Annotated in this window: 22 protein-coding genes; 7 read left to right on the top strand and 15 right to left on the bottom strand. The window is 69.6% G+C overall.

What is annotated here, in order from left to right:
- Window positions 1-159 precede the first annotated feature (159 nt).
- Window positions 160-1,053 carry a methyltransferase domain-containing protein gene (locus FV242_RS01865; protein ID WP_147937726.1) on the top strand — a complete coding sequence of 298 codons (894 nt, stop codon included), beginning with the start codon at window positions 160-162 and terminating at the stop codon, window positions 1,051-1,053.
- Window positions 1,050-1,418: a DUF427 domain-containing protein gene (locus FV242_RS01870; RefSeq protein WP_147937727.1), complete on the top strand. Its 369-nt coding sequence runs from the start codon at window positions 1,050-1,052 to the stop codon at window positions 1,416-1,418. The genes FV242_RS01865 and FV242_RS01870 overlap by 4 nt, the downstream gene beginning before the upstream one ends.
- A gap of 110 nt (window positions 1,419-1,528) precedes the next feature.
- Here FV242_RS01870 and FV242_RS01875 read toward each other — a convergent pair whose 3' ends face one another.
- The 5 genes from FV242_RS01875 to fabA form a co-directional block, all read right to left on the bottom strand.
- A complete protein-coding gene (locus FV242_RS01875) occupies window positions 1,529-3,058 on the bottom strand; it encodes a DUF6880 family protein (protein ID WP_147937728.1) in 1,530 nt (509 codons plus the stop codon).
- A gap of 29 nt (window positions 3,059-3,087) precedes the next feature.
- Complete coding sequence (locus tag FV242_RS01880) at window positions 3,088-3,327, bottom strand: DUF2188 domain-containing protein (protein ID WP_007559814.1); 240 nt, start codon at window positions 3,325-3,327, stop codon at window positions 3,088-3,090.
- Window positions 3,328-3,702: 375 nt separating this feature from the next.
- A complete protein-coding gene (fabI, locus tag FV242_RS01890; RefSeq protein ID WP_147906123.1) occupies window positions 3,703-4,533 on the bottom strand; it encodes an enoyl-ACP reductase FabI in 831 nt (276 codons plus the stop codon).
- 371 nt (window positions 4,534-4,904) lie between these two features.
- The gene (fabB, locus tag FV242_RS01895; RefSeq protein ID WP_147937729.1) at window positions 4,905-6,131 is read right to left on the bottom strand and encodes a beta-ketoacyl-ACP synthase I; all 1,227 of its coding nucleotides are present in this window, start codon (window positions 6,129-6,131) and stop codon (window positions 4,905-4,907) included.
- Window positions 6,132-6,273: 142 nt separating this feature from the next.
- A complete protein-coding gene (fabA, locus tag FV242_RS01900) occupies window positions 6,274-6,810 on the bottom strand; it encodes a 3-hydroxyacyl-[acyl-carrier-protein] dehydratase FabA (protein ID WP_147937730.1) in 537 nt (178 codons plus the stop codon).
- Between the two features lie 223 nt (window positions 6,811-7,033).
- Between fabA and irr the strand changes: the two genes are divergently transcribed.
- A complete protein-coding gene (irr, locus tag FV242_RS01905; protein WP_147854769.1) occupies window positions 7,034-7,549 on the top strand; it encodes a Fur family transcriptional regulator Irr in 516 nt (171 codons plus the stop codon).
- Between the two features lie 515 nt (window positions 7,550-8,064).
- On the opposite strand, the gene FV242_RS01915 is transcribed toward irr, so the two are convergent.
- Window positions 8,065-8,628, bottom strand: a complete 564-nt coding sequence (locus FV242_RS01915) for an SH3 domain-containing protein (protein ID WP_147937731.1) — start codon at window positions 8,626-8,628, stop codon at window positions 8,065-8,067.
- 358 nt (window positions 8,629-8,986) lie between these two features.
- Between FV242_RS01915 and FV242_RS01920 the strand changes: the two genes are divergently transcribed.
- Window positions 8,987-9,985 (top strand): D-glycerate dehydrogenase, encoded by a 999-nt coding sequence (locus FV242_RS01920; RefSeq protein WP_147906128.1) that lies wholly within the window; start codon window positions 8,987-8,989, stop codon window positions 9,983-9,985.
- 15 nt (window positions 9,986-10,000) lie between these two features.
- Here FV242_RS01920 and FV242_RS01925 read toward each other — a convergent pair whose 3' ends face one another.
- A complete protein-coding gene (locus tag FV242_RS01925; RefSeq protein ID WP_147937732.1) occupies window positions 10,001-10,627 on the bottom strand; it encodes a cyclic nucleotide-binding domain-containing protein in 627 nt (208 codons plus the stop codon).
- A 90-nt stretch (window positions 10,628-10,717) separates the two neighbouring features.
- Entirely contained in the window at window positions 10,718-11,953 is a 1,236-nt protein-coding gene (locus FV242_RS01930; protein ID WP_246692572.1) for an NAD(P)/FAD-dependent oxidoreductase, read from the bottom strand.
- 291 nt (window positions 11,954-12,244) lie between these two features.
- Between FV242_RS01930 and FV242_RS01935 the strand changes: the two genes are divergently transcribed.
- Together FV242_RS01935 and FV242_RS01940 are read left to right on the top strand one after the other, a co-directional pair.
- Window positions 12,245-12,949: a sulfate transporter family protein gene (locus tag FV242_RS01935; protein WP_147937733.1), complete on the top strand. Its 705-nt coding sequence runs from the start codon at window positions 12,245-12,247 to the stop codon at window positions 12,947-12,949.
- A gap of 91 nt (window positions 12,950-13,040) precedes the next feature.
- The gene (locus FV242_RS01940; protein ID WP_147937734.1) at window positions 13,041-14,339 is read left to right on the top strand and encodes an efflux RND transporter periplasmic adaptor subunit; all 1,299 of its coding nucleotides are present in this window, start codon (window positions 13,041-13,043) and stop codon (window positions 14,337-14,339) included.
- A 289-nt stretch (window positions 14,340-14,628) separates the two neighbouring features.
- Here the strand turns inward: FV242_RS01940 and FV242_RS01945 are convergent, their stop codons facing one another.
- Window positions 14,629-14,955, bottom strand: coding sequence for a plastocyanin/azurin family copper-binding protein (locus FV242_RS01945; RefSeq protein ID WP_246692567.1), 327 nt, complete (start codon window positions 14,953-14,955; stop codon window positions 14,629-14,631).
- 319 nt (window positions 14,956-15,274) lie between these two features.
- On the opposite strand from FV242_RS01945, the gene FV242_RS01950 reads away from it, so the two are divergent.
- Window positions 15,275-18,097: an EAL domain-containing protein gene (locus FV242_RS01950; RefSeq protein ID WP_246692226.1), complete on the top strand. Its 2,823-nt coding sequence runs from the start codon at window positions 15,275-15,277 to the stop codon at window positions 18,095-18,097.
- A gap of 38 nt (window positions 18,098-18,135) precedes the next feature.
- Here FV242_RS01950 and FV242_RS01955 read toward each other — a convergent pair whose 3' ends face one another.
- From FV242_RS01955 to rpiA, 6 genes are all read right to left on the bottom strand, one after another.
- Window positions 18,136-19,518 carry a class II 3-deoxy-7-phosphoheptulonate synthase gene (locus FV242_RS01955; protein WP_147937736.1) on the bottom strand — a complete coding sequence of 461 codons (1,383 nt, stop codon included), beginning with the start codon at window positions 19,516-19,518 and terminating at the stop codon, window positions 18,136-18,138.
- Between the two features lie 418 nt (window positions 19,519-19,936).
- Window positions 19,937-20,257, bottom strand: a complete 321-nt coding sequence (locus tag FV242_RS01960) for an RNA polymerase sigma factor region1.1 domain-containing protein (RefSeq protein WP_147906134.1) — start codon at window positions 20,255-20,257, stop codon at window positions 19,937-19,939.
- A gap of 54 nt (window positions 20,258-20,311) precedes the next feature.
- Complete coding sequence (gene gor, locus FV242_RS01965) at window positions 20,312-21,694, bottom strand: glutathione-disulfide reductase (RefSeq protein WP_147937737.1); 1,383 nt, start codon at window positions 21,692-21,694, stop codon at window positions 20,312-20,314.
- Window positions 21,691-22,962 (bottom strand): O-antigen ligase, encoded by a 1,272-nt coding sequence (locus FV242_RS01970; RefSeq protein WP_147937738.1) that lies wholly within the window; start codon window positions 22,960-22,962, stop codon window positions 21,691-21,693. Before FV242_RS01970 ends, gor begins: the two co-directional genes overlap by 4 nt.
- Before the next feature lie 200 nt (window positions 22,963-23,162).
- Complete coding sequence (locus tag FV242_RS01975) at window positions 23,163-23,726, bottom strand: DUF2059 domain-containing protein (protein ID WP_147937739.1); 564 nt, start codon at window positions 23,724-23,726, stop codon at window positions 23,163-23,165.
- A gap of 31 nt (window positions 23,727-23,757) precedes the next feature.
- Window positions 23,758-24,471 carry a ribose-5-phosphate isomerase RpiA gene (gene rpiA, locus FV242_RS01980; protein WP_147937740.1) on the bottom strand — a complete coding sequence of 238 codons (714 nt, stop codon included), beginning with the start codon at window positions 24,469-24,471 and terminating at the stop codon, window positions 23,758-23,760.
- Window positions 24,472-24,520 lie beyond the last annotated feature (49 nt).

Below are 24,520 nucleotides of genomic sequence, written 5' to 3' on the forward strand. Positions count from 1 at the left end.
TCGGCCTTGCGGCCAGTCGCAGCAGGAACGGCGACCCCGCCGAGTCGTTCCGCCACGTTATCCTGCCTCACGGCTCTGTGTGTGACGGCGATCAATCGGTTTCACAGGTGACTTCGAGGGTGCTGGCAGGATGCGTTCGAAAGCGCCATCTGCACCGTCATGGATTCCCCGGCCGCCCTGTTCGACACCGTCCTCGCCCGCGCACGCCTCGCCCGTGCCGAACGGAACGGCTATGCCGCCTTCCTGCTCGACCGCGTCGTCGAAGACATGGACGACCGCCTTGGGGCGGTGCTGCGCAATTTCGCGACGGTGCTCGACCTCGCGACGCCGGGTGCAGGCGCGGGGCCGGTATTGGCCGCGCGCTACCCTGACGCCATGCATCTTCGCCTGGCTGCCCTGCCCAAACCCCGCGGGCCGAACCTGATCGTCGGCGATCCGGAATTGCTGCCCCTGGCGGCCGGAAGCCTCGACCTCGCGGTCTCGCTGCTGGCACTCCAGGCCGTCAATGACCTGCCCGGCACGCTGATCCAGCTGCGCCGGGCGCTGCGGCCGGACGGCCTGTTCCTTGGTTGCCTGCTGGGCGGTGCCACCCTGACCGAGCTGCGCCAGAGCTTCGCCCAGGCCGAAAGCGAGATCGAGGGTGGGATCAGTCCGCGGGTGGCGCCGTTCGCGGCGGTTCGCGAGGCCGGCGCCCTGCTGCAGCGGGCGGGCTTCGCCCTGCCGGTGGCCGACACCGACACCCTGACGGTGCGCTACGCCGACCCGTTCGGGCTGATGCGGGACCTGCGGGCGATGGGCATGACCAACGTGCTCACCGAGCGACGGCGTACGCCCCTGCGCCGGGCGACCTTGGTGCGTACAGCGGAGGTCTACGCCAAGCGCTTCTCCGATCCGGACGGACGGGTGCGGGCGACCTTCGAGGTGTTGTGGCTGTCGGGCTGGGTGCCGCACGAGAGCCAGCAGAAGCCACTTCGGCCCGGCACCGCCAAATCACGCTTGGCCGACGCCCTCGGTACTGTCGAACTGAAGCCCGAACCCGGGAGAACGCCGTGAAAAGCCCAAGCGCCGACCATCCGATCACAATCACGCCTGAGGCGCGCCGGGTGCGCGTTCTCGTGGCGGGCGTACCCGTCGCCGAGACGCGTCATGCCCTGCGCCTTCAGGAATCCCGCTACGAAGCCGTGTTCTACATCCCGCGGGCCGATATCCGAGCCGATCATTTCGTACCCACGGCACGGACCAGCCACTGCCCGTACAAGGGCGATGCCCGCTACTTCGACCTTCTGGTCGACGGCACGCGGCGATCCGATGCGGTGTGGAGCTATGAAACGCCCTTCCCGGCGGTGGCCGCGCTCACGGGCCACGTGGCGTTCTATCCCGATCTGGTCGATGTCATCGAGGTCTCGGACGCGCCATAGCGGGCGGCCATCCCGCTGGCGGTATCAGGGCGACACGACCGAAGGTCCTGCTCTATCGGGCTCTCTCGCGGCGAACACGCAACGCTGACGCGAACGGCAACCGGAGCCGTTCAATCCCTGAGCAAACCCCAGAAGGCGTGCTTGCGGCCGTGATCGCGTCGCACAGCCTCCCGATAGGCAGCCGGTGCCGGGCTGATCGCGCCCGTCTCCAGACGCTCGGCGAGGGTGTCGAGTTCCAGAAGGTAGCGGGCGCCGTGCGTGTACGCGGCGCTCCGGCCGGCATCGAGGATGCCGTCGAGCAGCCGCCGATACAGAATCGTGGCCGCCAGCGGATGATCCTGGACCAACGCGTCGGCGGCCGGGGCCAGAACGGGATAGTGCTCGCCCTGCCAGACCTCCCGGTTCCCCTCGACCAGTCTGGCGGCCCGCATGAGGTCCGGCCAGGTCACCAGGAAGGCGAGTGCCCGGTGCGGATTGGCGAAGGATTCCACGTGATCCAGCGCCTTGAGAAGCGCTTCCTCGTCCTCGAAATCCGGGAGCTTGGCGAGGTAGGCGCGCAGCATCGGGGCATCGAGGTCGCGCGCGAAGAGCGCCCAGCGCAGCGCCTGCGCTTCATCGCTCCGGCACAGTGCGTCGAGGATGTCGATCTCCAGCGCCTGGCGCTCGCGCTCGGGACCGCGCGGGTCGTAGCCCGCGATCAGGTCGGCCCGCGTAACGATCCGCAAACCCTTCTCCGGCGTGCGCCGGATCCAGTCCAGGGCCTCCTCGGCGCGGCCGGCAGCGAGCAGCCGCTGCGCGATCGACACGCGGTCCTCTCGACCAGAAGCGATCTCCGTCTCAATCGCGATGAAGGCGTCGGTATCGTTGCGCCGGTCGGCGATGACCTGGCGCAGGCGCAGGATCTGGCCGCGGGCGGCGACGCGGCGGTATGCAGCCTCGTTTCTGGCTTCTCCACCCTCCGCCATCCCGAGAGCTGCCTCCGCGAGGGCGGCATCGATCTCCGAAAGGGTGTCCCTGTCGAGTGTCGGCATGATCTCGCCGAGCAGCGTGCCGAGGGGACCGAACGGGTCGGCCGTGAATGGGCCGACGAGGCTGGTCGCCAGTTGCGCGGCCGCAGCGGGCGGCAGATTGGCTGCTGTCTCGACGAAAGCTTCGCTGGCGCGCTCGTAGACGCCCTGCACCGCACCGGTGCTGTCGTCGACCCGGTTCAGCACCGCGTCGGCGCCGTCCAGGAACCGCCGGAGCCGCTCCAGGGCGGCGCTGGCATCGAGGGGGCGCAACTCGTCGACGATGACCGTCACGGTGGCGTTGAGATCGGCCGCGAAGGCCCTGCGCTTCTGCCAGTCGATGTAGCCCTGCGCAGATTCCAGCGCAGCCAGGCGCCGGTCGATCATCGCCGCCACGGCGTCCGGCCCCTGCAGGGCGGCGAGCGCTGCGGTGACCAGCTTCTTGAAGGTGGAGTTGCGCGCGGTCTCGCCCAGGATCAGGCCGATCAGACGGTCGGGCCCAAGGGCCGCCAGCGTCTCGGGCGACGGGGTCGTGCGGCGGGCGCCCTTGGGGCGCGCCGCCTTCGAAGAGGCCTCCGGCTTCGACAGGGCCTGACGCCCCGCCCCTCGGGTCATGGCCTTCGCGCGTGCCATGGCACCACCCGCCGATCCGCCGGATCGGCCTAATCGACCACCTTGGCGCGGGGGCGGTCGCTCCCCTGCGCCGTCTCGTCGTGCCAGCTGCCGGCCTGATCCTGGTAACGGATACCCTCGGTCGAACCGGGGACCTGCTGCTCGGCGGCGGCAGCCTGGGCGGCCTGCAGTGCCTCCTCGCGGCTCGGGAAGGTCTCGGAGAACACGTCGCCGACCTTGTAGGCGAAGCCGCCATCGTGCTCGACGATGCGATAGGTAACCTCGGACATCTCGACTCCTGTACGCGCTGGGATTCGTTGAGCGCGAACACGTCGCGCGCCGCCGGGTTCCCGACCGGCCTCCGATCCGCCGGAAAGTCGAGCTACGGGCGACCGATGACGACGACGCTTCGACCGATCCTGGCCCTCGGCCTCCTCATTGCTTCGACAAATGTCCACGCCGAGGAGAGCTTTTTCGATTCCCTCTTCGGCGGCTCTTCGCGGTCTGCGCCGCCGAATCCGTTCGCTTCGAACTACCCGTCGGCACCCCCGAGCCCGGACGAGGTCCGGATCGAGCGCCAGCGTCCATTGGTCCGGGGTGAGCGTTCGCGCAGCCGCGGACCGGTGCCGCCAGGGCGGGTCCCGGAGGAGTAGCCGGCTCGCGGTTCAGGCGTCGCCGACGACGCCGGCCGCGTCCTGGGCCTGGAGCACGTCGGGGCGCGGCATCGAGATGATGTTGTAGCCGGCATCGACGAAATGGACCTCGCCGGTGACGCCGCCGGAGAGCGGCGACAGCAGGTAGAGGGCGGAGCCGCCGACATCGTCGAGGCTGACGGTGCGGCGTAGCGGAGCGTGGGCCGCTTGGTGGTTGAACATCAGGCGGGCGTCGGCGATGCCGGCGCCGGCCAGCGTCCGCATCGGGCCGGCCGAAAGAGCGTTGACCCGGATTCCGTCCGGGCCGAGATCGCTCGCCAGGTAGCGCACCGAGGCCTCCAGCGCCGCCTTGGCCACGCCCATCACGTTGTAGTTCGGCATCACCCGGGTCGAGCCACCGTAGGTGAGGGTCAGCAGCGAGCCGCCGTTCGTCATGCGCTTGGCCGCGCGCTGGGCGATCTCGGTGAACGAGAAGCACGAGATCGTCAGGGTCCGGGCGAAGTTCTCGCGGGTGGTGACGTCGACGTAGCGGCCCTTGAGCTGCGCCTTGTCGGAAAAGCCGATGGCGTGGACGACGAAGTCGAGCCCGCCGTCGAAGCGCTCGTCGAGGGCCGCGAAGGTCGCGTCCACCGAGGCGATGTCTTCCACGTCGCAGGGCATGACGATATCGGAATCGAGCCGTGCCGCCAGCGGTGCGACGCGCCGGCCCAGGGCGTCGCCCTGATACGTGAAGGCCAGGCGGGCGCCGTGGGCGTGGAGGGTCCGGGCGATGCCCCAGGCGATCGAGTGATCGTTGGCGACGCCCATGATCAGGCCGCGCTTGCCCGCCATCAAACCTGTCATGCCGACTCACATTCCGTACGAGCACGCCGCCACCGAGGACCGGCGACGGGTCGCGATGCCGTTGTTCGGGCCGCGACGAGGGTGCCTTAACGCGGCTTGCCGCGCGATCCAAACCGGACCGGTCTCTGCATCGGGCAAAAAAAAGCCCCGCCGGCGGGCGGGGCGTTCAACGCTGGGTGGATGAGCGGTCTAGAAATACCCGTCCGTATGCGAACGGGCCTCCTCAATCAGCGCTTGTTTGGCGTAGATTGCGGCGCAGCTTGCGAGCATCAGACCGCCCAGTGCACCGATCAGGAACGTACCCATCGTCACCACCTCATTCACCAAACCGTAAACGCCGCCCCCGTCGCGGTGGTTCCGAGAAGAGACAGTCAAGCGTCCAGTTGCTTCAGGACCAGGGTGGCGTTGGTGCCGCCGAAGCCGAACGAGTTGGTCAGGACGTGGCCGAGCTTGGCGTCGTCCCGGCGCTGGCGCAGGATCGGCATGTCGGCGAAAGCCGGATCGATCGTATCGATGTGGGCACTCTCGCAGATGAAGCCGTTCTGCATCATCAGCAAGCTGTAGATCGCCTCCTGCACGCCGGTGGCGCCCAGCGAATGACCGGTCAGCGACTTGGTCGCCGAGATCGGCGGGCAATCCTCGCCGCGGCCGAACACCTCTCGGATCGCCTCGATCTCCTTGTCGTCGCCGACCGGGGTCGAGGTCGCGTGCGGGTTGATGTAGTCGATCCGGGCGCCCTTCAGACCTTCCATCGCCTGGCGCATGCAGCGCACCGCGCCCTCCCCCGAGGGGGCGACCATGTCGTGCCCGTCCGACGTGGCGCCGTAGCCGGCGACCTCGCCGTAGATCCGCGCGCCGCGGGCCTTGGCGTGCTCGAGTTCCTCGAGGACCAGCACGCCCGCGCCGCCGGCGATGACGAAGCCGTCCCGGTTGGCGTCGTAGGCGCGCGAGGCCCGGGCCGGCGTGTCGTTGTACTTCGACGACATGGCACCCATGGCGTCGAAGAGGGACGACAGCGTCCAGTCGAGATCCTCGCAGCCGCCGGCGAAAATGATGTCCTGCCGGCCACCCTGGATGATCTCGGCGGCGTTGCCGATGCAGTGGTTGGACGTCGCGCAGGCCGACGAGATCGAGTAGTTGACGCCGCGAATCTTGAACCAGGTCGCCAGCGTCGCCGAGGCGGTCGAGGACATCGCCTTCGGGACCGCGAACGGACCGATCCGCTTCGGGCCCTTGTCACGGGTGATCGCGGCGGCATCCACGATGATCCGGGTCGAGGGACCGCCGGACCCCATGATGATGCCGGTGCGCTCATGCGAGATCTCGGCCTGCTCCAGGCCGGAATCACGGATCGCCTGATCCATCGCGACGTGGTTCCAGGCGGAGCCGCCGCCGTGGAACCGCATGGCGCGCCGGTCGACCACGCCCTCGGGATCGAGGCTGGGCTTGCCGGAGACCTGGCTGCGGAAGTTGTGCTCGGCGTAGCTCGCGTCGCGCGCAATACCAGAGCGCGCCTCGCGTAAGGAGGCGAGCACCTCCTGCGTGGTGTTGCCGATGGATGAGACGATGCCCATCCCGGTGATGACGACGCGGCGCATGGTCGTGACGATTCCTCCGTCGCGGCGCCGGTCGCCCGGGCCGCGTCCCGGTCAGCTAAGGTGACGCGGACATAATCTCAACTGCCGAGGGCGCCGGGCGTTGCCGCCGCGATGCGAAAGACGCCCCCGGAACGCGACTCGATCAGCTCTGGAACAGGCCGACCCGCATGTCCTGGACCTGGTAGACCCGCGCCCCGTCGGCCTCAAGCCAGCCGTCGCCGATGCCCAGCACCAGCTTGCCCTGGCGAACGCGCTTGACGTCCACGTTGTAGACGACCTTCTTCATCGACGGCAGCACTTGGCCGGCGAGCTTCACCTCGCCGACCCCGAGCGCGCGGCCGCGGCCCGGAGAGCCGAGCCAGCCGAGATGGAAGCCCAGCATCTGCCACAAGGCGTCGAGCCCGAGGCAGCCCGGCATGACCGGATCGCCCTGGAAGTGGCAGGGGAAGAACCAGAGGTCGGGGCGGATGTCGAGTTCGGCGGTGACGTGGCCCTTGCCGTGGGCGCCGCCTTCATGGCCGATACTGGTGATCCGGTCGAACATCAGCATCGGCGGCAGCGGCAGCTGCGCATTCCCGGCGCCGAAGAGTTCGCCGCGCCCGCAGGCCAGTAGATCCTCGTAGGAATAGTGCGACTTGCGGCTCGCGGCCTGGGCTGGCGTCTCGGCGTCTTGCGGCATGAAGGTCGCTGTTTCCTCTGGATTGTCTTGGCGGGCAGGCACGCGATACGCGACAGGCGCCCGGTCGTTCGGCGCGCGGGTTAGCACGGGGCGCAGCACCGTCAAAGCCGTCAACGCCTCCGGTGGGCGTGTGAGCCGGCTCGGGTTGCGACCGCATGTCCAGTTCCGTATAGTATGACGAATCCCATTCCTTCAGGGTCCTCGTCGAGCGTTCAGTCCCGAAATGTCCGAACTGCTGCCCCTTCAGGCGATCCTCAACGGCCGGGTCCCCGCCCCCCAGCTGGAAGCGAACGGCATGCCGCGTCGCGGCTGCCCGCTGTCCGATCTGCGCGACCGTCTGCGCCGGGCCGGCTTGCGGCCGACCCGTCAGCGTCTGTCCCTGGGCTGGCTCCTGTTCGGCCGCGGCGACCGGCACCTGACCGCCGAGATGCTGTACGACGAGGCCATGCGCGCCAAGGTGCCGGTCTCGCTGGCCACCGTCTACAACACACTGCATCAGTTCACCGAGGCGGGGCTTCTGCGCCAACTCGCGCTCGACGGGTCGAAGGCCTATTTCGACACGAACCCGAGTGAGCATCACCACTTTTATCTCGAGGACGAGAACCAGGTGATCGACATGCCGGATTGCGGCATCACGGTCGATTCCCTCCCTGAGGCCCCCGAGGGCATGGAGATCGCCGGCGTCGAGGTGATCGTCCGCCTGCGCCGCAGCCGCCCGGCTTCCCGCCGCCAGAGCTAAGTTTTCCGGGTCGGCTTCGGCCACCTGCACCGACTTTGAGCCGCCCGATATCGGGCGGCTTTTTTATTGCGCGCCGGTTCTGGCCGAATGAGTGGCGGGTCCCCTCTCCCGTGCGGGAGAGGTCTGCTCTCGCAGAGAGCCAAGTGAGGGATGCGCCCGTTCCGGAGAGACCTGTCCCCTCACCCCAACCCTCTTCCGCACGGGAGAGGGGGCACGTGACGGACTGCATGAACAGGGTCTGAGAACCCGCGGCGCGTACGTGGGACGAGGCCTGCACCCCGCTTCGCGAAGGCGAGCGCCTGCCGGTCCTCAACCGAACGGCTGTCGGCCATTCTAAGCGCCGACCCTCCACCTCTGCCCCTCATCCTGGGGCCACGGAACGCAATGGAGGCCTCGAAGGCGCGCTCCAGCGATCGCGCGGGTGCTGGAGGGGTCCGTCGCGGGCGAGTCGACACGACGCCCCCTCGGGATGAGCGAGGGATTTGCAGAAGCCGGGTCGCCTCAACCACGAAAACCTACTCGACGACTTCGTTCGGATACACGCCCCAGAGGCGGTTCTGGCGGATGTAGCCGTCCACCTCCCGGCGGTTCTGCAGGGTCACGATCAGCCGGCACCAGCCGCTGCTGCAATTCTTCACGTTGCCGATCACGCCGGTCTGGAGCCGTGCCTCGTCCGCCGCGCCCTCGTCCGCCTTCGCGCGCAGTGAGATCGCAGCCTTCTCGGCGCCCTTGTCCGGGCCGGCATTGACGATCGCGGTCCGGCGCCCCGAGAGCAGCGAGTGCAGCACCCAGCCCTCCGTGCCCTCCGAATCACGGATCCGCCGCCAGGTCTCGAACTCGCCGACGATCTCCACCGGCAGGCCGGCCCGCTGGAACACCCACAGGGTGCGGTGATCCTTGGAGGGACCCTCGCGCAGGTTGACGCGATCGGTCTTGAGGCTGGCGTAGCGCGGCAGCGGCAGCTTGGTCACGGGGCCGACGCCGGTCTCGGGCGTGGCGACCGGCGGGGCCGCGGCCGCCGGGGCGAGGCCGGCCAGCAGCAGTGCTGCGACGGCGAAGCTCAGGCGTGACGCGCGCATGGTCTTCTCCCTTTCCCGGGTCCAGGTGCCGTACGGAGCCGCCTCGGGCCGATCCGCACGGTCGGTTGATTTTGCATCCCGCGAACCGGCAAGATCCCCCGTACGGGCCAGGTCTCCTGAACGGGCACGGGATGTCGACAGGACGCCCCGTCGATGCGCGGATCCCGCCGGCATCCGATTGTGTTCCGGCCCACCTCTGGTAGAGAGGCCGATGGGTCGGAACAGGCTCCGGGACCGGTGCCTCGCACCTGACCTGTCTGGCCGAGTTCGGTTAACGGACGCTTGCCGCGGATGGTCCGGAACGGGGCCCCCGGGCGGGGATCGCAAACACGGCCGCGAGGCTGACGGGGAGAGAGACGTGTCGAAGCGCAAGCCGCTGGTGGTCGTGACGCGGCGCCTGCCGGATGCCGTCGAGACGCGGATGCGCGAACTCTTCGACGTTCGCCTCAGTCACGACGATGCCGCGATGCCGGCCGACGCCCTCGCGGCGGCGCTGCGCGAGGCCGACGTCCTGGTCCCGACCGTCACCGACGAGATCGATGCCGGGTTGCTGGCCCAGGCCGGCCCCAACCTGCGGTTGATCGCCAATTTTGGCAACGGCGTCGATCACATCGACGTGGCCGCCGCCCTGGAGCGCGGCATCACGGTCACCAACACGCCCGGCGTCCTGACCGAGGACACCGCCGACATGACCATGGCGCTGATCCTCGCGGTGGCCCGCCGGGTCACCGAGGGTGCGCGGATCATCCCGGACGACGACTGGACCACGGGCTGGTCTCCGACCTGGATGCTCGGGCGCCGCATCACCGGCAAGCGGCTCGGCATCGTCGGCATGGGCCGGATCGGCCAGGCGCTCGCCAAGCGCGCACGCGCCTTCGGCCTCCAGGTCCACTATCACAACCGCCGTCGGGTCCCGGCCGCGATCGAGAGCGCGCTCGACGCGACCTACTGGGAATCCCTCGACCAGATGCTGGCCCGGGTCGACATCGTGTCGGTGAACTGCCCGCACACCCCCGCGACCTATCACCTGCTCTCGGCCCGGCGCCTGAAGCTGCTCAAGCCCGAGGCGATCGTCGTGAACACCGCCCGCGGCGAGGTCATCGACGAGAGCGCGCTCGCGCGGCTGATCGAGGCCGGCGACGTCTCGGCGGCCGGACTCGACGTGTTCGAGCAGGAGCCGGCGGTGAGCCCGCGGCTGGTGAAGCTCGCCCGCCAGGGCAAGGTCGTGCTGCTGCCCCATATGGGTTCGGCGACCTACGAGAGCCGCACCGACATGGGCGAGAAGGTCATCATCAACATCAAGACCTTCATGGACGGCCACCGCCCGCCGGACCGCATCCTGCCGAGCATGCTCTGAGCGCAGGCGGCGACGCTACAGCGCGTCGCCGTGGGCTGCCACGGGCTGCGGGTCGTTCTGCACGCTCTGGAAAAGCCGTTCGCTGGTGAGCTTGAGGAAGTAGAATCCGAATTCCGGGTTATGGTAGTAGAGCTGCTTCACGTCGGAATACGACACGCACAGCGCGTTGCCGGCCTCGATACAGACCAGCGAGGCGGTGCGGGTGTTGCCGGGCGCGAGCAGGCCGAGCTCGCCGACGATCCCGCCCCTGCGCACCTCGATTCCGACCTCGGGGATCCGGAACGCGCCGCTCTCGACGTAGTACATCTCGCCGGCCGCCTCGCCCTTGCGGAACACCACCTCGCCGACCCCGAACGGGCGCTGCGACCCGAACGGACGCAGCCATTCGAGGGAGAGGTTGCCGTCGGCCGCGGTCTCGACATCGCGCACCAGCCGCATCATCTGCCAGAGACGATAGGCGTTGAACGGGATCTGGATCGCCTCGGTGAGCACCACCGGCATACTGCCGATCAGGATGCCGTAGGTGATCACGGCGCAGCTGGCACAGAGCGAGATGATCCGCAGCGGGATCATGGTGCTCATCGCCGAGGCCGAGATGGTCAGCGCGGTACCGAGGTAGCCGATCGCCTCAATCCAATCCACGCGCGCCTCCACCACGTCCCGAGCTTGAGCGGGATGCCCGTCCCGCCGGGCTCCGGCAAGGCGCGCGGCCGTGGGCGGTGCGCGTGCGCCTCAGCCTGTGCCCGCGCGGATACGCTCGGCGGCGGCCGCGGCGGCGCGGGTGCCCTCCTCGTAGGCGCCGCCCACGGTGCCCCATTGCAGCCGCGACAGCGCCTCGCCGGCGAACCAGACGGTGTCGGCGAGCGGCGCGCGCAGGAAAGCGCGGGCCGGCGCGTGGCCGGGGGGCACCACCGCCCAGGAGCCGCGGGACCAGGGATCGTGCCGCCACGCGCTCACCGCCGGGATCGTCAGGTCGCGCAGCCGCCCCCGGCCGAACTGCTCGGCCAGGACCGCTCGGACATGGCGGCGCACCCCGTCCGGGCCCGAGCCAGCCGCGTCGAGCGCCTCGGCCTCGTGCACGTCGAGCTCGTAATAGTGGAACGGCGTATCGTCGATCCGGGTGAGCAGGCCGGCCGGCGCCGGTCGCGTGCCGTGGATCGCCGCCAGCCGGTCGCGGCCCCGGAACGGGCTGGACGGCCAGTGCAGCACCGCGTGCTCGTAGATCCCGGTGGAGAAGCCGTCGATCGCCGCCCGGACCGCGTTCGGCAGCGGCGGCGAGAAGGCCGGGCCGTCGCGCAGCACCATGACCGGCACCGTCACGATCACCGCCCGGGCCCGATAGGCGGTGCCGTCGGCCGTCTCCACGCGCACCGTCCTGTCCGACCAGTCGATGCGGGTCACCGGGCTCGCGAGCGCGATCGGCAGGTCGTTGGCGAGCCGGGCGAGGTAGCTGCCGTAGCCCCCGGCCAGAAAAAAGTTCTCGCTGTATTCGAGGCTCGGGAAATCGTGGAGGGAGACCTCGTCGAGCGCTCGGCCCGAGACCAGGCCGTGGACCTGCGCAACGCGGTTGCCCCAGGGGCCGAGCCCCTGGGGAAGCGCGGTCTTGGCCGGGCGGTCCGGCCCCGGCTGCGCCGCGCCGCGGGTCATGGCCTGGTCGGCCCGGTCGAAGGCCCGGGCGTTGGACCGGATCTCCTCGGGGCGGCCCCGGCGGCGGTCGACCCAGACGTGGCTCTCCTGGGGAGCCAGCTTCAGGCGCTCTCCGCGCGTCCGGCCCAACGCGACCAGCGGGTTGATCGGCCCGGCATGGAGCCAATGGGCCCCGAGGTCGAGGGCGTGGCCGCGAATCGACACCGTGAAGGCCCGGCCGCCGATCCGCTCGCGGGCCTCCAGCACGGTGACACGCACGCCCTGCTCCACCAGGGTCCGTGCCGCGCCGATCCCGGCGGCACCGGCGCCGATCACCAGCACCTCCGGATCCGTGGGCAGCGGCGCCAGGCGCGGCCGGTAATCCGGCGCGCGCGGCGGATCCGCGGAGCGGACCTCAGCATGCGATGAAGTCGAGGCCTTCACCCTGGTATCCTGCACGCGCGCTCCTGTCCGCTCGCTCCGGTGCGGCCGTGCCCGGCCTTGCGCCGGTCGCCACACCGCTTCACAACGCTGCCGCGCCGCTTCCGGCGCCGCGTCCCCGAGATCTCGCGCTCCTTCGCGCCGAACCGGTGTCTCATCGGCGGCAAGCGCTCAAGCCGGAAACCCCGCCCGATGATCGTCGAGTCCGCCGCGGCGGCTTTGCGCCAGACCTTCTCCCCGCCCCTGCGGGCGATCCTGTGGAAATCCCTGAGCCTCACGCTCGGGCTCCTGGTCCTGCTCTGGTTCGGCCTGACCCACCTCGTCGAGGCGTTCCAGGCGAGCCACCACATCTCCGCCCAGTACCCGATCCTCGACAACCTCGCCTACTACCTTGCGGGCTTCGGCTTGTTCGTGGTGCTGGCCTACCTCATGCCTGCGATCTCGATCCTGGTGGCCGGGTTCTTTCTCGACGATGCCGCCGCAATCGTCGAGCGCACGGACTTCCCGAACGATCCCCCGGGCCGGCCGATGCCGCTCGGCACCGCGCTCTTCTACGCGGTGCGCTTCGCGGGTGTGACGCTGCTCGTCAACCTGGCGGCCCTGGTGATCTTCTTCGTGCCGGTCATCGGGATCGCGGCGTTCTTCGGTGCCAACGCCTACCTGCTGGCGCGGGAATATTTCGAGATGGCGGCGGCCCGGTTCCGGCCACTCCCGGAGGCCGCCGACATGCGCAAGACCTTCGCATTCCGGACGCTCGGCGCCGGCTGCCTGATGTCGGCCCTGATGGTTGTGCCGATCCTCAACCTGCTGACGCCGCTGTTCGGGATCGCCCTGATGGTCCACCTGCACAAGCGGCTCAGCCGACGCCTGCGCTTGGAAGGGCCGGCGGCGCGATAGTCGCGATGCGGCGAAGCCTCGCTCTGTTCGTCGCGGTCTTCGGCCGCTACCGTGACGAGAAGAGGCGGTATTCGCGGCGGAGAGCCGAACGATGAAGGCGCAAGACGCAGCTCGAGACGCGGCTGAGGGTGGCCCTAAGGATATCCCCCCGCCGCCCGGCAAGCGCCCCTTCGTCCTCGTGGGCCTCACCGCGCTCGGATTGCTGGGTTACGGCGCCTACAACCACTGGCAGCGGGACGTCGAGGCCACCGCGACCCTGGAACGGATCAAGACCCTGGTCCCCCAGGTGCGCACCGTCGTGGCGGAGCGGGCCAACGGGCCCCTCGACCTGATGCTGCCGGGCGAGACACAGGCTTTCACGACCGCGGCGATCGCGGCCCGCGCCACTGGTTACATCGCCGAACGACGGGTCGATATCGGCTCCCGGGTCAAGGCCGGCGACCTGCTCCTGCGCATCGCGGCCCCGGACCTCGACCAGCAACGCGCGCAGGCCGAGGCTCAGGTCGGCCAGCTGAAGGCGCAGCTGCTGCAGGCTCAGGCGCAGGTCGAGCAGGCCCGGGCCAACGTCAACCTCGCCAACCTGACCAACAACCGCACCTCGACCCTGGCCGTCCAGGGCTGGGCCTCGCGCCAGAACGCCGACACGTCGCAGGCGAGCGTGCTCTCGCAGGCCGCAACCCTCGCGGCCGCCGAGGCGGGCGTGAAGGTCGCCACCGCCAACATCACGTCGCAGGAGGCCGTGGTCGACCGCCTAAAGGCGCTCACGGCGTTCGAGCGGGTGGTCGCACCCTTCGACGGCGTGGTGACGACCCGCAACGTCGATGTCGGCGATCTGGTGAGAGCCGATAACGGCGGCACGCCGCTCCTCAGCATGGACCAGGACAGCGTCCTGCGCATCACCGTGAACGTGCCGCAGAACGATGCCGTGGGCGTCAAGCCGGGCGTCCAGGCCGAGATCAGCGTCCCGCAGATCCCGGGCCGCCGTTTCGGCGGCTTCGTCGAGCGCAGCTCGGTGGCGTTGAATGCCGCCTCGCGGACCCTGACCACGCAGGTGGACGTGCCCAACCCCGACCGGGCGCTTCGGGCCGGGCTCTACGCCACCGTGACGCTGAAGATCCCGCGCACCGAGGAGAGCGTCTCGGTTCCAGCCGAGGCGACCGTCTTCAACCGCAACGGTTTTCAGGTCGCGGAAGTCGGCGAGGACGACCGGGTGACCTGGCGCACGATCAAGGTCCGGCGCGATCTCGGGCGGAGTCTCGAACTCGAATCGGGCTTGGCAGCCGATAGCCACATCATCTTCAGCCCGCCTCCGGAGCTGCGCGACGGCCAGACGATCGAGCGCGTGAAGCCGGCACAGCAGACCAAGCCGATCCGGGCCGCGGAGCGGTGATCGGCTGAGGCTGGAGGAGGGTTCTCTAGGCGCCCTCGCCTCTACGAGCTCTCTTTCATCCCGGGCTGCTTCTCGGCACCCCGAGAGGCGTGGGAACTGATCCTCCGGCGCTCGGCGTCGCGATTTGGCGGAACCTTCGCCGCACGTCCAGCCACCTTGCGAACGTAGCCGCGCAAACCACGGAGGCGTCACGGTCTGAGATCGCGAGCCGCACTGGATGGCTGCGTTGCGCGAGCAAAACGGCCTGGGATCAGAAGCAAAGGAGCTCCCCCGGACCGTCGAACCGGCCTCAGTTCACCCGCACCACGAGCTTCATCTTCGGGTGGATGCCGCAGAGCACCTGAAAGGTACCACGCTCGGTGAAGGTGACCGGCGTGCGGCTGCCCGGCTCCTGATCGCCGGAATCGAAGCTGAACGTATCCGATTCCACGAACACGTGGTGCAGCAGGTCGCTGTCGTCGTTGACGAACGTCACCGTCTCGCCGCGGCTGAGTGCGATGTTTCCCGGTTGGAACGCGCGGCCTTTCTGAGACACCAGCAATCCGGAGGCTTCCAGGTCGCCGACCAGGATCAGGCCGCAGATCAGGCCGAGGGCCAGCGCGAGGGTCGCCGGCATAGCCGATTTCCAGCGGAGCGGGACGGGCATACTCGGCGCAGCGGGGGCCATGGCATTCCTCGGGCTGATCGAGGCAATCTACCTGAGGCTTTATTGCGAAATCATTTTCGAAAACCCGCACGTTCCACGGAAATGGGCTGTTTGCGAGACCAGAAACGGCCCAAAACGTTTATCCATAAGACGAACCGATAATCGCTCCGGCTAATCGGCTCTTAACATGTGGCAATTACGGTTCATGGAACCTGTCACACGGCGCGGTGCGATGCGAGACCCCGAGAGAGCGACGGCTGAGCGACCGCCTTCGGGTCTGATGCGCTTTATGCGCGGCATCACGGGCGTTTCGGCGACGATCCGCGGTCGGATCTTCGTCGCGTTCCTGGGCATGAGCCTGCTGTCGGGCGCGCTCGGACTCTATGCCGTGGTGGCGATCTCGCATGTCGGGGCGCTCGTCAATCGCACCTATGACGAGTCGCTGATGTCGATCAATTATGCCCGGGCGACCGCGGCGGATTTCGCGAAGATGCGCAGCGTCTTCGCGCGCCGGACTCATGTCCGCGACGCCGCCCAGGCGGCCAAGCTGGATGCCGAGATCGCCGATCTCTCGACGACGCTCGCCGAAGACCTGACCATCGCCGTGGAGCGCTCGCAATCGGACCGGTCGGTGCGCACCGCGGGCGCCGTCCAGGCCGCGGTGGCTGCTTGGGAGGAGATGCGCCGCGGCCTCGACCCGGCCACCGCCCGTCCCGAGCGCTGGGACGCGCTGGACCAGTATGCCAGCGTGGTCGACAACCAGATCGACCTGCTGGTCAACTACACGGCGGGCGACGGCTTCACCTTCCGGCAGGCGGCCCGGATGCTGGTGGCCCGGGAGATCCACGTCAACGCCATCGCGGCGGGGCTGGCGGTGTTCGCCTGCGCGCTGATCGCCTGGCTGCTCAACCGCCGGATCACCGGCCCCCTGGCCGATGCCTCGGCGGCAGCGGAGCGGATCGCCAGCGGACGCCTCGACGACCGGATCCCGGCCGGCGGCCGGGACGAGCTCGGCAGCCTGCTCCGCGCGATGGCGGTGATGCGCGACAACATCCAGGCGATGATGCAGCGCGAGGTCAGCCAGCGCCGGGTCGCCGAGGCCCTGGTGACGGACGCGCTGCAGACCTCCCGCGAAGGTGTGGTGGTGGTCGACGCCGTGGGGTGCATCGCGCTCGCCAACGCCCAGGCGCTGCGCTTCTTCGACGGCCTCGAGGCCGCGATCCTGGCGGGCATTTGCCCGTCGGATACCGAGGACGGTTCCGGCACCGGCTCGCAATCCCTCGACGAGTGCTTCCTGGCGCTCGCCCGCGACGGCGACATCCGGCTTGCGGACGGCCGCTGGCTGCGGGTGAGCCGAAGCGCCACCCAGTCAGGGGGCTTCGTGGCCGTGTGCAGCGACATCAGCCTGCTCAAGGAGCAGGAGGACCGGCTGACCGAGACCAACCTGCGGCTCGACGCAGCGCTGGACAACATGTCCCAGGGCCTCTGCCTCTACGACGCGCAGCATCGCCTGATGGTGGTGAACCGGCGCTACAGCGAGATCTACGGCCTGGCCCCCGGGACGATCGTTCCGGGGATGTCGGCGCAGGACGTGATGCGGGCGAGCCTCGTGGCCGGCAACCATCCCGGCAGCGACCTCGCCGCCCTCCTCCACCAGGAGCACGAGGCGCATCGCGGTGGCATCTGGCACACGCAGTTCCAGGAACTCGCCAACGGCCGCACCGTCTCGATCGACCGCCGCGAGACCGCCGATGGCGGCTTCGTGGCGACCTACGAAGACGTCACCGAGCGCCGCCGCGCCGAGGCCCGCATCGCCTTCCTGGCGCACCACGACACGGTGACCGGCCTGCCGAACCGCGAAGCCCTGGGCCAGCAGATCGAGATGGCGGTGGCGCAGGCCGGACGCGATTCGGGCTTCGCCGTCTTCGCGATCGACCTCGACGACTTCCGCCCGGTCAACGAGACGCTCGGGCACGGGGTCGGCGACGAGCTGCTTGCGGCTGTCGGCGAGCGGCTCACCGCCTGCGTGCGCGAGATCGACTGCGTCGCCCGGCTCGGCGCGGACGAGTTCATCGTCGTCCAGCGCGGCGTCGACCGCCCGGAGGAGGCCGCGATCCTGGCCCGCCGGATCATCGCGGTGTTGAGCGCGCCCTACAGCCTGAGCAACCACGAGATCAGCGTCGGGCTGACCATCGGCATCACCCTGGCACCGAGCGACGGGGCCAGCTGCGAGAAGCTCCTGAAGAACGCCGAGGTCGCCCTCGACCGCGGCAAGACCGAGGCCCGGGGCTCGTTCCGGTTCTTCGAGCCCGAGATGGATGCCCGCCTTCAGGCGCGGCGGCTCTTGGAGCGCGATTTGCGCGACGCGCTGATCCGCGAGGCGTTCGAGGTCTATTACCAACCGATTTACAGCCTCGACACGGACCGAATCTGCGGCTTCGAGGCGTTGCTGCGCTGGGACCATCCGACCCGCGGCTTCGTCTCGCCCGCCGAGTTCATCCCGATCGCCGAGGAGCTGGGCCTGATCGTCCCGCTCGGCGAATGGGTTCTCCGCCGGGCCTGCGAGGAGGCCGCCCGCTGGCCGGACGGGCTCAAGGTAGCGGTGAACGTCTCTGCGGTGCAGTTCACCTCGGCGAGCCTCGTCACCGCGGTGCGCGAGGCCCTCCGCCGGACCGGCCTGCCCGGCCGCCGCCTGGAGCTGGAGATCACCGAATCGGTGCTGGTGGCCAATCCCGGCGCGACCACCGCGATCCTGCACAGCCTGAAGGCGCTCGGCGTGCGGGTCTCGATGGACGATTTCGGCACCGGCTACTCGTCGCTGAGCTACCTGCGCAGCTTCCCGTTCGACAAGATCAAGATCGACCAGTCCTTCGTGCGCGACCTGTGCGTGAAGGACGGGACCGACTTCATCGTCCGGGCGGTGATCGGGCTGGGCTCCAGCCTCGGCATGACCACCACCGCCGAGGGTGTGGAGACGGAAGCGCAGCTCGCGCATCTGCGCGCCGAAGGCTGCGACGAGGTCCAGGGCTACCTGATCAGCCGGCCGGTTCCGGTCTCCCAAGTCAGCGAGGTCATCCAGCGCTGGAACGGCGCCGCCCGGGCGATCGCCTGAAAGCATCCCTCCCCCGGCGCGGGGGAGGGATTGGCGCCTTACTCGGCCGCGTCGAGGCGCGGGCGCTCGATGTGGCTCCGCTCGGTCTTGACCAGCTCGGCCGTGCGGAACGCCACCTCCAGCGCCTGCTCGGCGTTGAGGCGCGGGTCACAGTAGGTGTGGTAGCGGTCCTGCAGGTCGTCGGCCGTGAGCGCCCGGGCGCCGCCGGTGCACTCGGTCACGTCCTTGCCGGTCATCTCGAGGTGGATGCCGCCCGCGAACGTGCCCTCGGCCCGGTGGACGCCGAAGAAGCCCTCGATCTCCTGCATCACCCGGTCGAACGGCCGGGTCTTGTAGCGGCCCGCCGCGACGGTGTTGCCGTGCATCGGGTCGCAGATCCAGACCACCGATCGCCCTTCCCGCTCGACCGCCCGGATCAGGCCCGGCAGGTGGTCGCCGACCTTATCGGCGCCGAACCGGCAGATCAGGCTGAGCCGGCCGGGCTCGTTCTCCGGGTTCAACTGATCGACCAGCCGGATCAGGCCGTCCGCCTGCATGGACGGACCGCATTTCAGGCCGATCGGGTTCTTGATCCCGCGGGCGTATTCGACATGCGCATGATCCGGCTGCCGCGTGCGGTCGCCGATCCACAGCATGTGCCCGGAGGTCGCGTACCAATCGCCCGTGGTCGAGTCGACGCGGGTCAGCGCCTCCTCGTAGCCGAGCAGCAGGGCCTCGTGGCTGGTGTAGAAATCGGTGGTCCGCACCTCAGGGTGGGTTTCCGGGTTGATGCCGATCGCCCGCATGAAGTCGAGCGCGTCGGTCATGCGGCCGGCGACATCCTGGTAGCGCGAGGATTGCGGCGAATCCTTCACGAAGCCCAGCATCCAGCGGTGCGCGTTCTCCAGGTTGGCGTAGCCGCCGGTGGCGAAGGCGCGCAGCAGGTTCAGGGTCGCGGCCGATTGCCGGTAAGCCTCGACCTGACGGCGCGGATCCGGCGTGCGGGCCTCCTCCGTGAAGCCGATGCCGTTGACGATGTCGCCGCGGTAGCTCGGCAGGCTCACGCCATCGAGGGTCTCGGTGGGGGACGAGCGCGGCTTGGCGAACTGGCCGGCGATACGCCCGACCTTCACCACGGGCGAGCCGCCCGCAAAGGTGAGCACCATCGCCATCTGCAGGAACACCCGGAAGAAGTCGCGGATGTTGTCGGCCGAATGCTCGTCGAAGCTCTCGGCGCAGTCGCCGCCCTGGAGCAGGAAGGCCTCGCCCGCCGCGACGCGCCCGAGCGCCGTCTTCAGTTTGCGCGCCTCACCGGCAAAAACCAGCGGGGGAAAGCTCGCGATCTGGGTCTCGACCGCCTGCAGCGCCGCCGAATCCGGATAGGCGGGGACCTGCTGGATCGGTAGGTTCCGCCAGTTCTTCGGTGTCCAACGCTCGGCCATGACCTCTCTCCGCGCACGTTCGTCGTGCGATCGCGCATGACGCGCGAAGCGCGGCTTATAGAGAGGTTCCCCAGCGCATGCGAGGGGCGGATTCCTGCGGGCTGGCAGGAGCCTGAAGCAGAGTTGGGGCCGGGTTTGCCTGCGGGGGATGGTTTGGACGCCAAACCGAGCGCGTGAGGAACATGCCCCCTGCAGGTTTGAAGGTTCACCGAGGCGCGAACATTATTCCCGTCATCCCGCGGTCGCGAAGCGGAACCTGGGATCCATAATTACCGCCGCGTCAAGCACTTGCGTCCTCGGCGTCTCTGGATCCCAGGCACGCCTCAGGCTCCCCGGAATGGCGGCGGGAATTCTCCCGCGGCGTGAGCAAGCCGCGTTCACGGATGCCTCAAGGCGCCTGTGTGGAGTCCCCGCTCGCTCAGGCTTCGCCGTCCTCGACCTCGATCCCGTGCTCGGCCAGAATCCAGAAGATCGCTTCCAGATCCTCCGCGGAGACGTCGCGCGGCGGAAGCGCCTCCTCGAGGTCGTCGTAGGTCAGGCAGCGGCTGCGCTGGGTCTCGGCCTTCGCGAGCAGCCGGTCGATCGCCCGGCGGATGTCGGCGGGCAGCGCGTCGTGGCTCGGCACCCGATAGCTGAAGGCCGGCCGGAGGGCATCGGCCAGGAGGCCGTCTATGATCGCCTGACGGCGCGCGTACGCGTCGTCCTCGCGATTGCCCTTGCCTGCGCCTTGCTTACCCATCCCCCTGATATGGCTCGGCCGCGCACCGCGTCGAGACCCCGCGACGCGGGGAACTTACCCGACGCCGACCGGATGCTTGGTCACTTCCGGCACCCGCATGGTGACGAGTTCTTCGGCGGCGGTGGGGTGGACCGCGATCGTCCGGTCGAAATCCGCCTTGGTGGCGCCCATGGTGACAGCGATGCCAACGGCTTGGATCACCTCGCCGGCATCGTGGCCGAAGATGTGGACGCCCACCACCCGGTCACTGGCGCAATCGACCAGCACCTTCATGAGGATCCGCTCCTCACGGCCCGAGAGCGTCGCTTTCATGGGTCGGAAGCGCGCCTTGTAAACGTCGATCTTGCCGTAGATTTCCCGGGCGGCAGCCTCGGTATGGCCGACGATGCCGATCTCCGGCGTCGAGAACACCGCGGTCGGGATCAGCCGGTGGTCGACGCAGGACGGCCTGCCCCCGTAGACCGTGTCGGCGAATGCGTGGCCCTCGCGGATCGCCACCGGGGTCAGGTTGGCGCGGTTGGTGACGTCGCCGACCGCGTAGATCGACGGGACCGTGGTCTGGGAATAGGCGTCCACCGGGATCGCCCCGGCGGCGTCGGTCTCGATCCCGACCTTCTCCAGACCGAGCCCGGCGACGTTCGGGCGCCGCCCGGTGGCCACCAGGACCTGATCGACCAGGATCTCGGAGCCGTCGTCGAGCTGCGCGCACAGACCGGCTTCGCGCCGGTCGATCCGGATCAGCGTACGGCCGAGCCGCAGATCCATGCGCTGGCGATAGGCCTCGGCGAGGGCATCGCGGACCTCGTCGTCGAAGCCGCGCAGCAGCCGGTCGCCCCGGTGGAGCAGGGTCGTGCGGCTGCCGAGCGCCGCGAACACGCCGGCGAATTCCACCGCGATGTAGCCGCCGCCGATCACCAGGATTCGCTCGGGCAGGCCCTCGAGTTCGAACACCTCGTTCGAGGTGATCGCGAACTCGATTCCCGGCACCGCGGGCTCCTTCACCGGATGCGCGCCGACCGCGACCAGGATCCGCGCCGCCCGCACCGTCCGGTCCGAGCCGAGCAGGCTGATCGTGTGCGGATCCTCGATCACCGCGCGCTCGGGCAGGATCTCGACGCCGGCGCGCATCAGGTTGGTGTCGTAGATCCCTTCGAGCCGGGTGACCTCCGCGTCGCGGCGCCGCTTGAGGACGCTCCAGTCGAAGCGCGGCTTATCGACCGTCCACCCGAAGCCCGCGGCATCCTCGAATTCGTCGGCGAAGCGGCCGGCATAGACCATGAGCTTCTTCGGCACGCAGCCGCGGATCACGCAGGTGCCGCCGACCCGGTACTCCTCGGCCAGCATGACCTTGGCGCCGTAGCCGGCCGCGATCCGGGCGGCCCGGACGCCTCCGGAGCCGCCGCCGATGACGAAGAGGTCGACGTCGAAAGCGCTCATGCGGGGCCGTCCATCTCGCGTCTCGTATCCGTGCGGGACGTCGCCGCCTCACGCATCCAAATGGCTTCGCGCATCCACGTGATGGCAGCGCCGAGCCCAGCCGTCCACCACGCCGCCCAGCCATTGTGCTCGACGAACGCGATGGCGGCCGCGCTGGCGACGAGACCCAGTGCCGCGGCGCGGTCGGGCTGCCGCATCCCGGCGACGCGGCCGAGCATCAGCATCAGGACCAGCGCGCCGAGGAGCGCACCGGGCAATCCCAGTTCGGCCCAGACCTGCAGGAAGCTGTTATGCGGGTGGCCGACCCCGAGGAGGACCCGCATCTCGGGCGCGACCGTCCCGGCCGCGGGAGCCTCGGCGAAGCGCGCGCTGGTCCCGAATCCGGCCCCGCGCCACGGATCGGCCGCCACGGCCGCGCCGAAACTGCGCGCGATGGCGACCCGCGCCCGCGAGGAGGATTGCACCAGACGCTCATGCGCGGCGTCCGGCATGATCCGGGCGAGCAGGTCGCCCTCGACAGGGGCGAGTGCCACGGCGAGGCCGAGGCCAACGCCGGCAAGCGCGATCCCGACCCGCGTCGGGAGCAGCCGGGCCAGGCCGAACAGCCCGGCCCCGGCCAGGAGCCCCAGCTGGGCGGCGCCGCTGATCGAGCGCAGAATGCCGAGAGCCGCGAAGACCAGGCTGGCCGCCGCGAGGCCCCGGGACCAGGCGCGCCACAGCACCAGCGCGACGGGACCGGCGACGAGGTCCAGCGTCAAAGCCGGGCGATTGTGCACGAAGGCGGCGACCCGGCGTCCGAGCGCCCGTTCGAGGGCGAGGTCCGCGGCGAGGTCGACCGCGATGACGAGGCCCGCCAGAGCGGTCGCGGCTGCGGCGAGGCGGGGCGCGAATGCCGGGATCCGCCCGGGGGCGAGGCAGGTGAGCAGGTAGGCGGCGGCCAGGGTCGGCAGGAATTCGCCGAGCACCCGCAGCGACGAGCCAGGGAACGGCGCCCAGGCGAAGGAGACGAGGCACCAGGCCAGGAAGGCGAGCGCCGCGATGCCGAGTGGCGTGCCCAGCGGAGCCAGCAGCCGGGGCACGAGGGTACGGCGATCCTCGAAGAAGCGTCCGACGAGGAAGGCGAGCGCGGCGAGGGCGATGACCACCGGGCTCGACCGGTTGGCGAGCACCATGGCAAGCGGCAGGACGGCGAGCAGGATCGCACCCGCCGTGTAGAGGCGGCTGGCGAGCTTCTCGGAGGCCCTGTGGGCGTTAGACGGCGCTCGCATGACGTTCAGGGGCAACGGATCTCCAAACGACCCCCTCATCCCGAGGTGGGAGCACAGCGAGCTTCGAAGGAGTCCTCCAGACAGCCGTGCGATCTTTGGACGGCTTCAGACGGGCCTCCGCTGCGCTCCGTCGCCTTGGGATCAGCGCGTGGGTGGGACAGTCGGGGATGCAGCCGATCTCGCGACCGCCCGCGCCCCCTTCACTGCATCTGATGGCCGCGCTTGCCCATCTCGGCCCGAACCCGGACCATGACGTATTCGGACACTTCCTGCGTCCAGTCCTGCATCTCCTGCACCATCTCGTCGAGGAGCTGCGGCTGGGCCTCGACGTAGTGCTTGCCGGCCGGCGAGCGGAAGAAGGTCGCGATCTCCTTCAACTCGGGCTCCGGGAACTTCGCCGCGTAGGTGCGGGCGGCGATGTCGATCATGCGCTGCTTCTGCAGTTCCATCTCCGGCTGGAGGGCGGTCAGCACCTCGTCGAGATCCTTGGCGAGTTCCGGCCGGGTCACCGTCTGCTTGCGGATTTGGTCGGCGAAGGCCGGCAGGACCGAATCGAACGAGCGGGCGATGCCGGAGCTGAGCATTACCTCGCGGGCAAGAGCGAGGTGGCTCGCCGTGAAATTCGGCGTCGCGGCGGCCGGCGTGTTCGGCTGCGCCGCGGGCTTGCCCGGGGCCGGCTTGTTGGCTTGGGCCCAAGCCGCATGCGGGAGAATTGTGGCCGCGGCGAGCGCGAGGCCGAGCGCGGCGGTGAGGCGTCGGGACATGGTGAATGTTCCTGCGAAAGGGTTTGGCGCTTCAGACCAGGCTGCCGAGAATGGTGACCTCGGCCCGCCCGTCGCGGTCCGCCGCCAGGATCGCGGCGTCGGCGATGCCGAGGAACAGGCCGTGCTCGACGACGCCCGGCACCGACCAGAGGGCGGCTCCGAGCGCGTCCGGATCGGGGATCGCGCCGAGATGGGCGTCGAGGATGTGGTGGCCGCCATCGGTGAGAAGCGGCTTGCCGGCCGGATCGCGGCGCAACCGCACCGGGCCGGAGCAGCCGACCTTGGCGACAGCCGCCTCGACCGCGCGGTGCGTGGCGGTGAGGCCGAACAGGTTCACCTCGATCGGCAGCGGGAAGGCGCCGAGCCGGGCGACATGCTTGGCCGCATCGGCGATCACAACCATGCGGCGGCTGGCGCAGGCGACGATCTTCTCCCGCAACAGCGCGGCGCCGCCGCCCTTGATCAGGCGCATCTGGTCGTCCACCTCGTCGGCGCCGTCGATGGTCAGGTCGAGCTCGGGCTGTTCGTCCAGGGTAGCGAGGCGGATGCCGAGGGTTTCGGCCTGCACCCGCGTCGCCTCTGAGGTCGGCACGCCGACGATGTCGAGCCCGTCGCGGACGCGGTCGCCCAGCAGGGCCACGAAGGCCGCCGCGGTCGAGCCGGTGCCGAGGCCCAGCCGCATGCCAGGCTCGACCAGGTCGAGGGCGCGCGCCGCCGCCGCCCGGCGCAGGTCCGGTCCGCTCACCGCAGGGACGCCCGGTGAGCGGGGTGGATCGAGATGTCGCGCATGCGGG

It is taken from the genome of Methylobacterium sp. WL64, assembly GCF_008039945.1.
Lineage (GTDB): Bacteria > Pseudomonadota > Alphaproteobacteria > Rhizobiales > Beijerinckiaceae > Methylobacterium.

Bases quoted from the DNA above. Each gene is read 5' to 3' on its own strand.
- irr (WP_147854769.1), top strand. From the start codon at position 7,034: ATGTCCGAACTGCTGCCCCTTCAGGCGATCCTCAACGGCCGGGTCCCC.
- FV242_RS01940 (WP_147937734.1), top strand. From the start codon at position 13,041: ATGAAGGCGCAAGACGCAGCTCGAGACGCGGCTGAGGGTGGCCCTAAG.
- FV242_RS01960 (WP_147906134.1), bottom strand. From the start codon at position 20,257: ATGGGTAAGCAAGGCGCAGGCAAGGGCAATCGCGAGGACGACGCGTAC.
- FV242_RS01875 (WP_147937728.1), bottom strand. From the start codon at position 3,058: ATGGCACGCGCGAAGGCCATGACCCGAGGGGCGGGGCGTCAGGCCCTG.
- fabB (WP_147937729.1), bottom strand. From the start codon at position 6,131: ATGCGCCGCGTCGTCATCACCGGGATGGGCATCGTCTCATCCATCGGC.
- fabI (WP_147906123.1), bottom strand. From the start codon at position 4,533: ATGACAGGTTTGATGGCGGGCAAGCGCGGCCTGATCATGGGCGTCGCC.
- FV242_RS01945 (WP_246692567.1), bottom strand. From the start codon at position 14,955: ATGCCGGCGACCCTCGCGCTGGCCCTCGGCCTGATCTGCGGCCTGATC.
- FV242_RS01865 (WP_147937726.1), top strand. From the start codon at position 160: ATGGATTCCCCGGCCGCCCTGTTCGACACCGTCCTCGCCCGCGCACGC.
- gor (WP_147937737.1), bottom strand. From the start codon at position 21,694: ATGAGCGCTTTCGACGTCGACCTCTTCGTCATCGGCGGCGGCTCCGGA.
- FV242_RS01955 (WP_147937736.1), bottom strand. From the start codon at position 19,518: ATGGCCGAGCGTTGGACACCGAAGAACTGGCGGAACCTACCGATCCAG.
- FV242_RS01915 (WP_147937731.1), bottom strand. From the start codon at position 8,628: ATGCGCGCGTCACGCCTGAGCTTCGCCGTCGCAGCACTGCTGCTGGCC.
- FV242_RS01935 (WP_147937733.1), top strand. From the start codon at position 12,245: ATGATCGTCGAGTCCGCCGCGGCGGCTTTGCGCCAGACCTTCTCCCCG.
- FV242_RS01880 (WP_007559814.1), bottom strand. From the start codon at position 3,327: ATGTCCGAGGTTACCTATCGCATCGTCGAGCACGATGGCGGCTTCGCC.
- FV242_RS01975 (WP_147937739.1), bottom strand. From the start codon at position 23,726: ATGTCCCGACGCCTCACCGCCGCGCTCGGCCTCGCGCTCGCCGCGGCC.
- FV242_RS01950 (WP_246692226.1), top strand. From the start codon at position 15,275: ATGCGCGGCATCACGGGCGTTTCGGCGACGATCCGCGGTCGGATCTTC.
- fabA (WP_147937730.1), bottom strand. From the start codon at position 6,810: ATGCCGCAAGACGCCGAGACGCCAGCCCAGGCCGCGAGCCGCAAGTCG.
- FV242_RS01970 (WP_147937738.1), bottom strand. From the start codon at position 22,962: ATGCGAGCGCCGTCTAACGCCCACAGGGCCTCCGAGAAGCTCGCCAGC.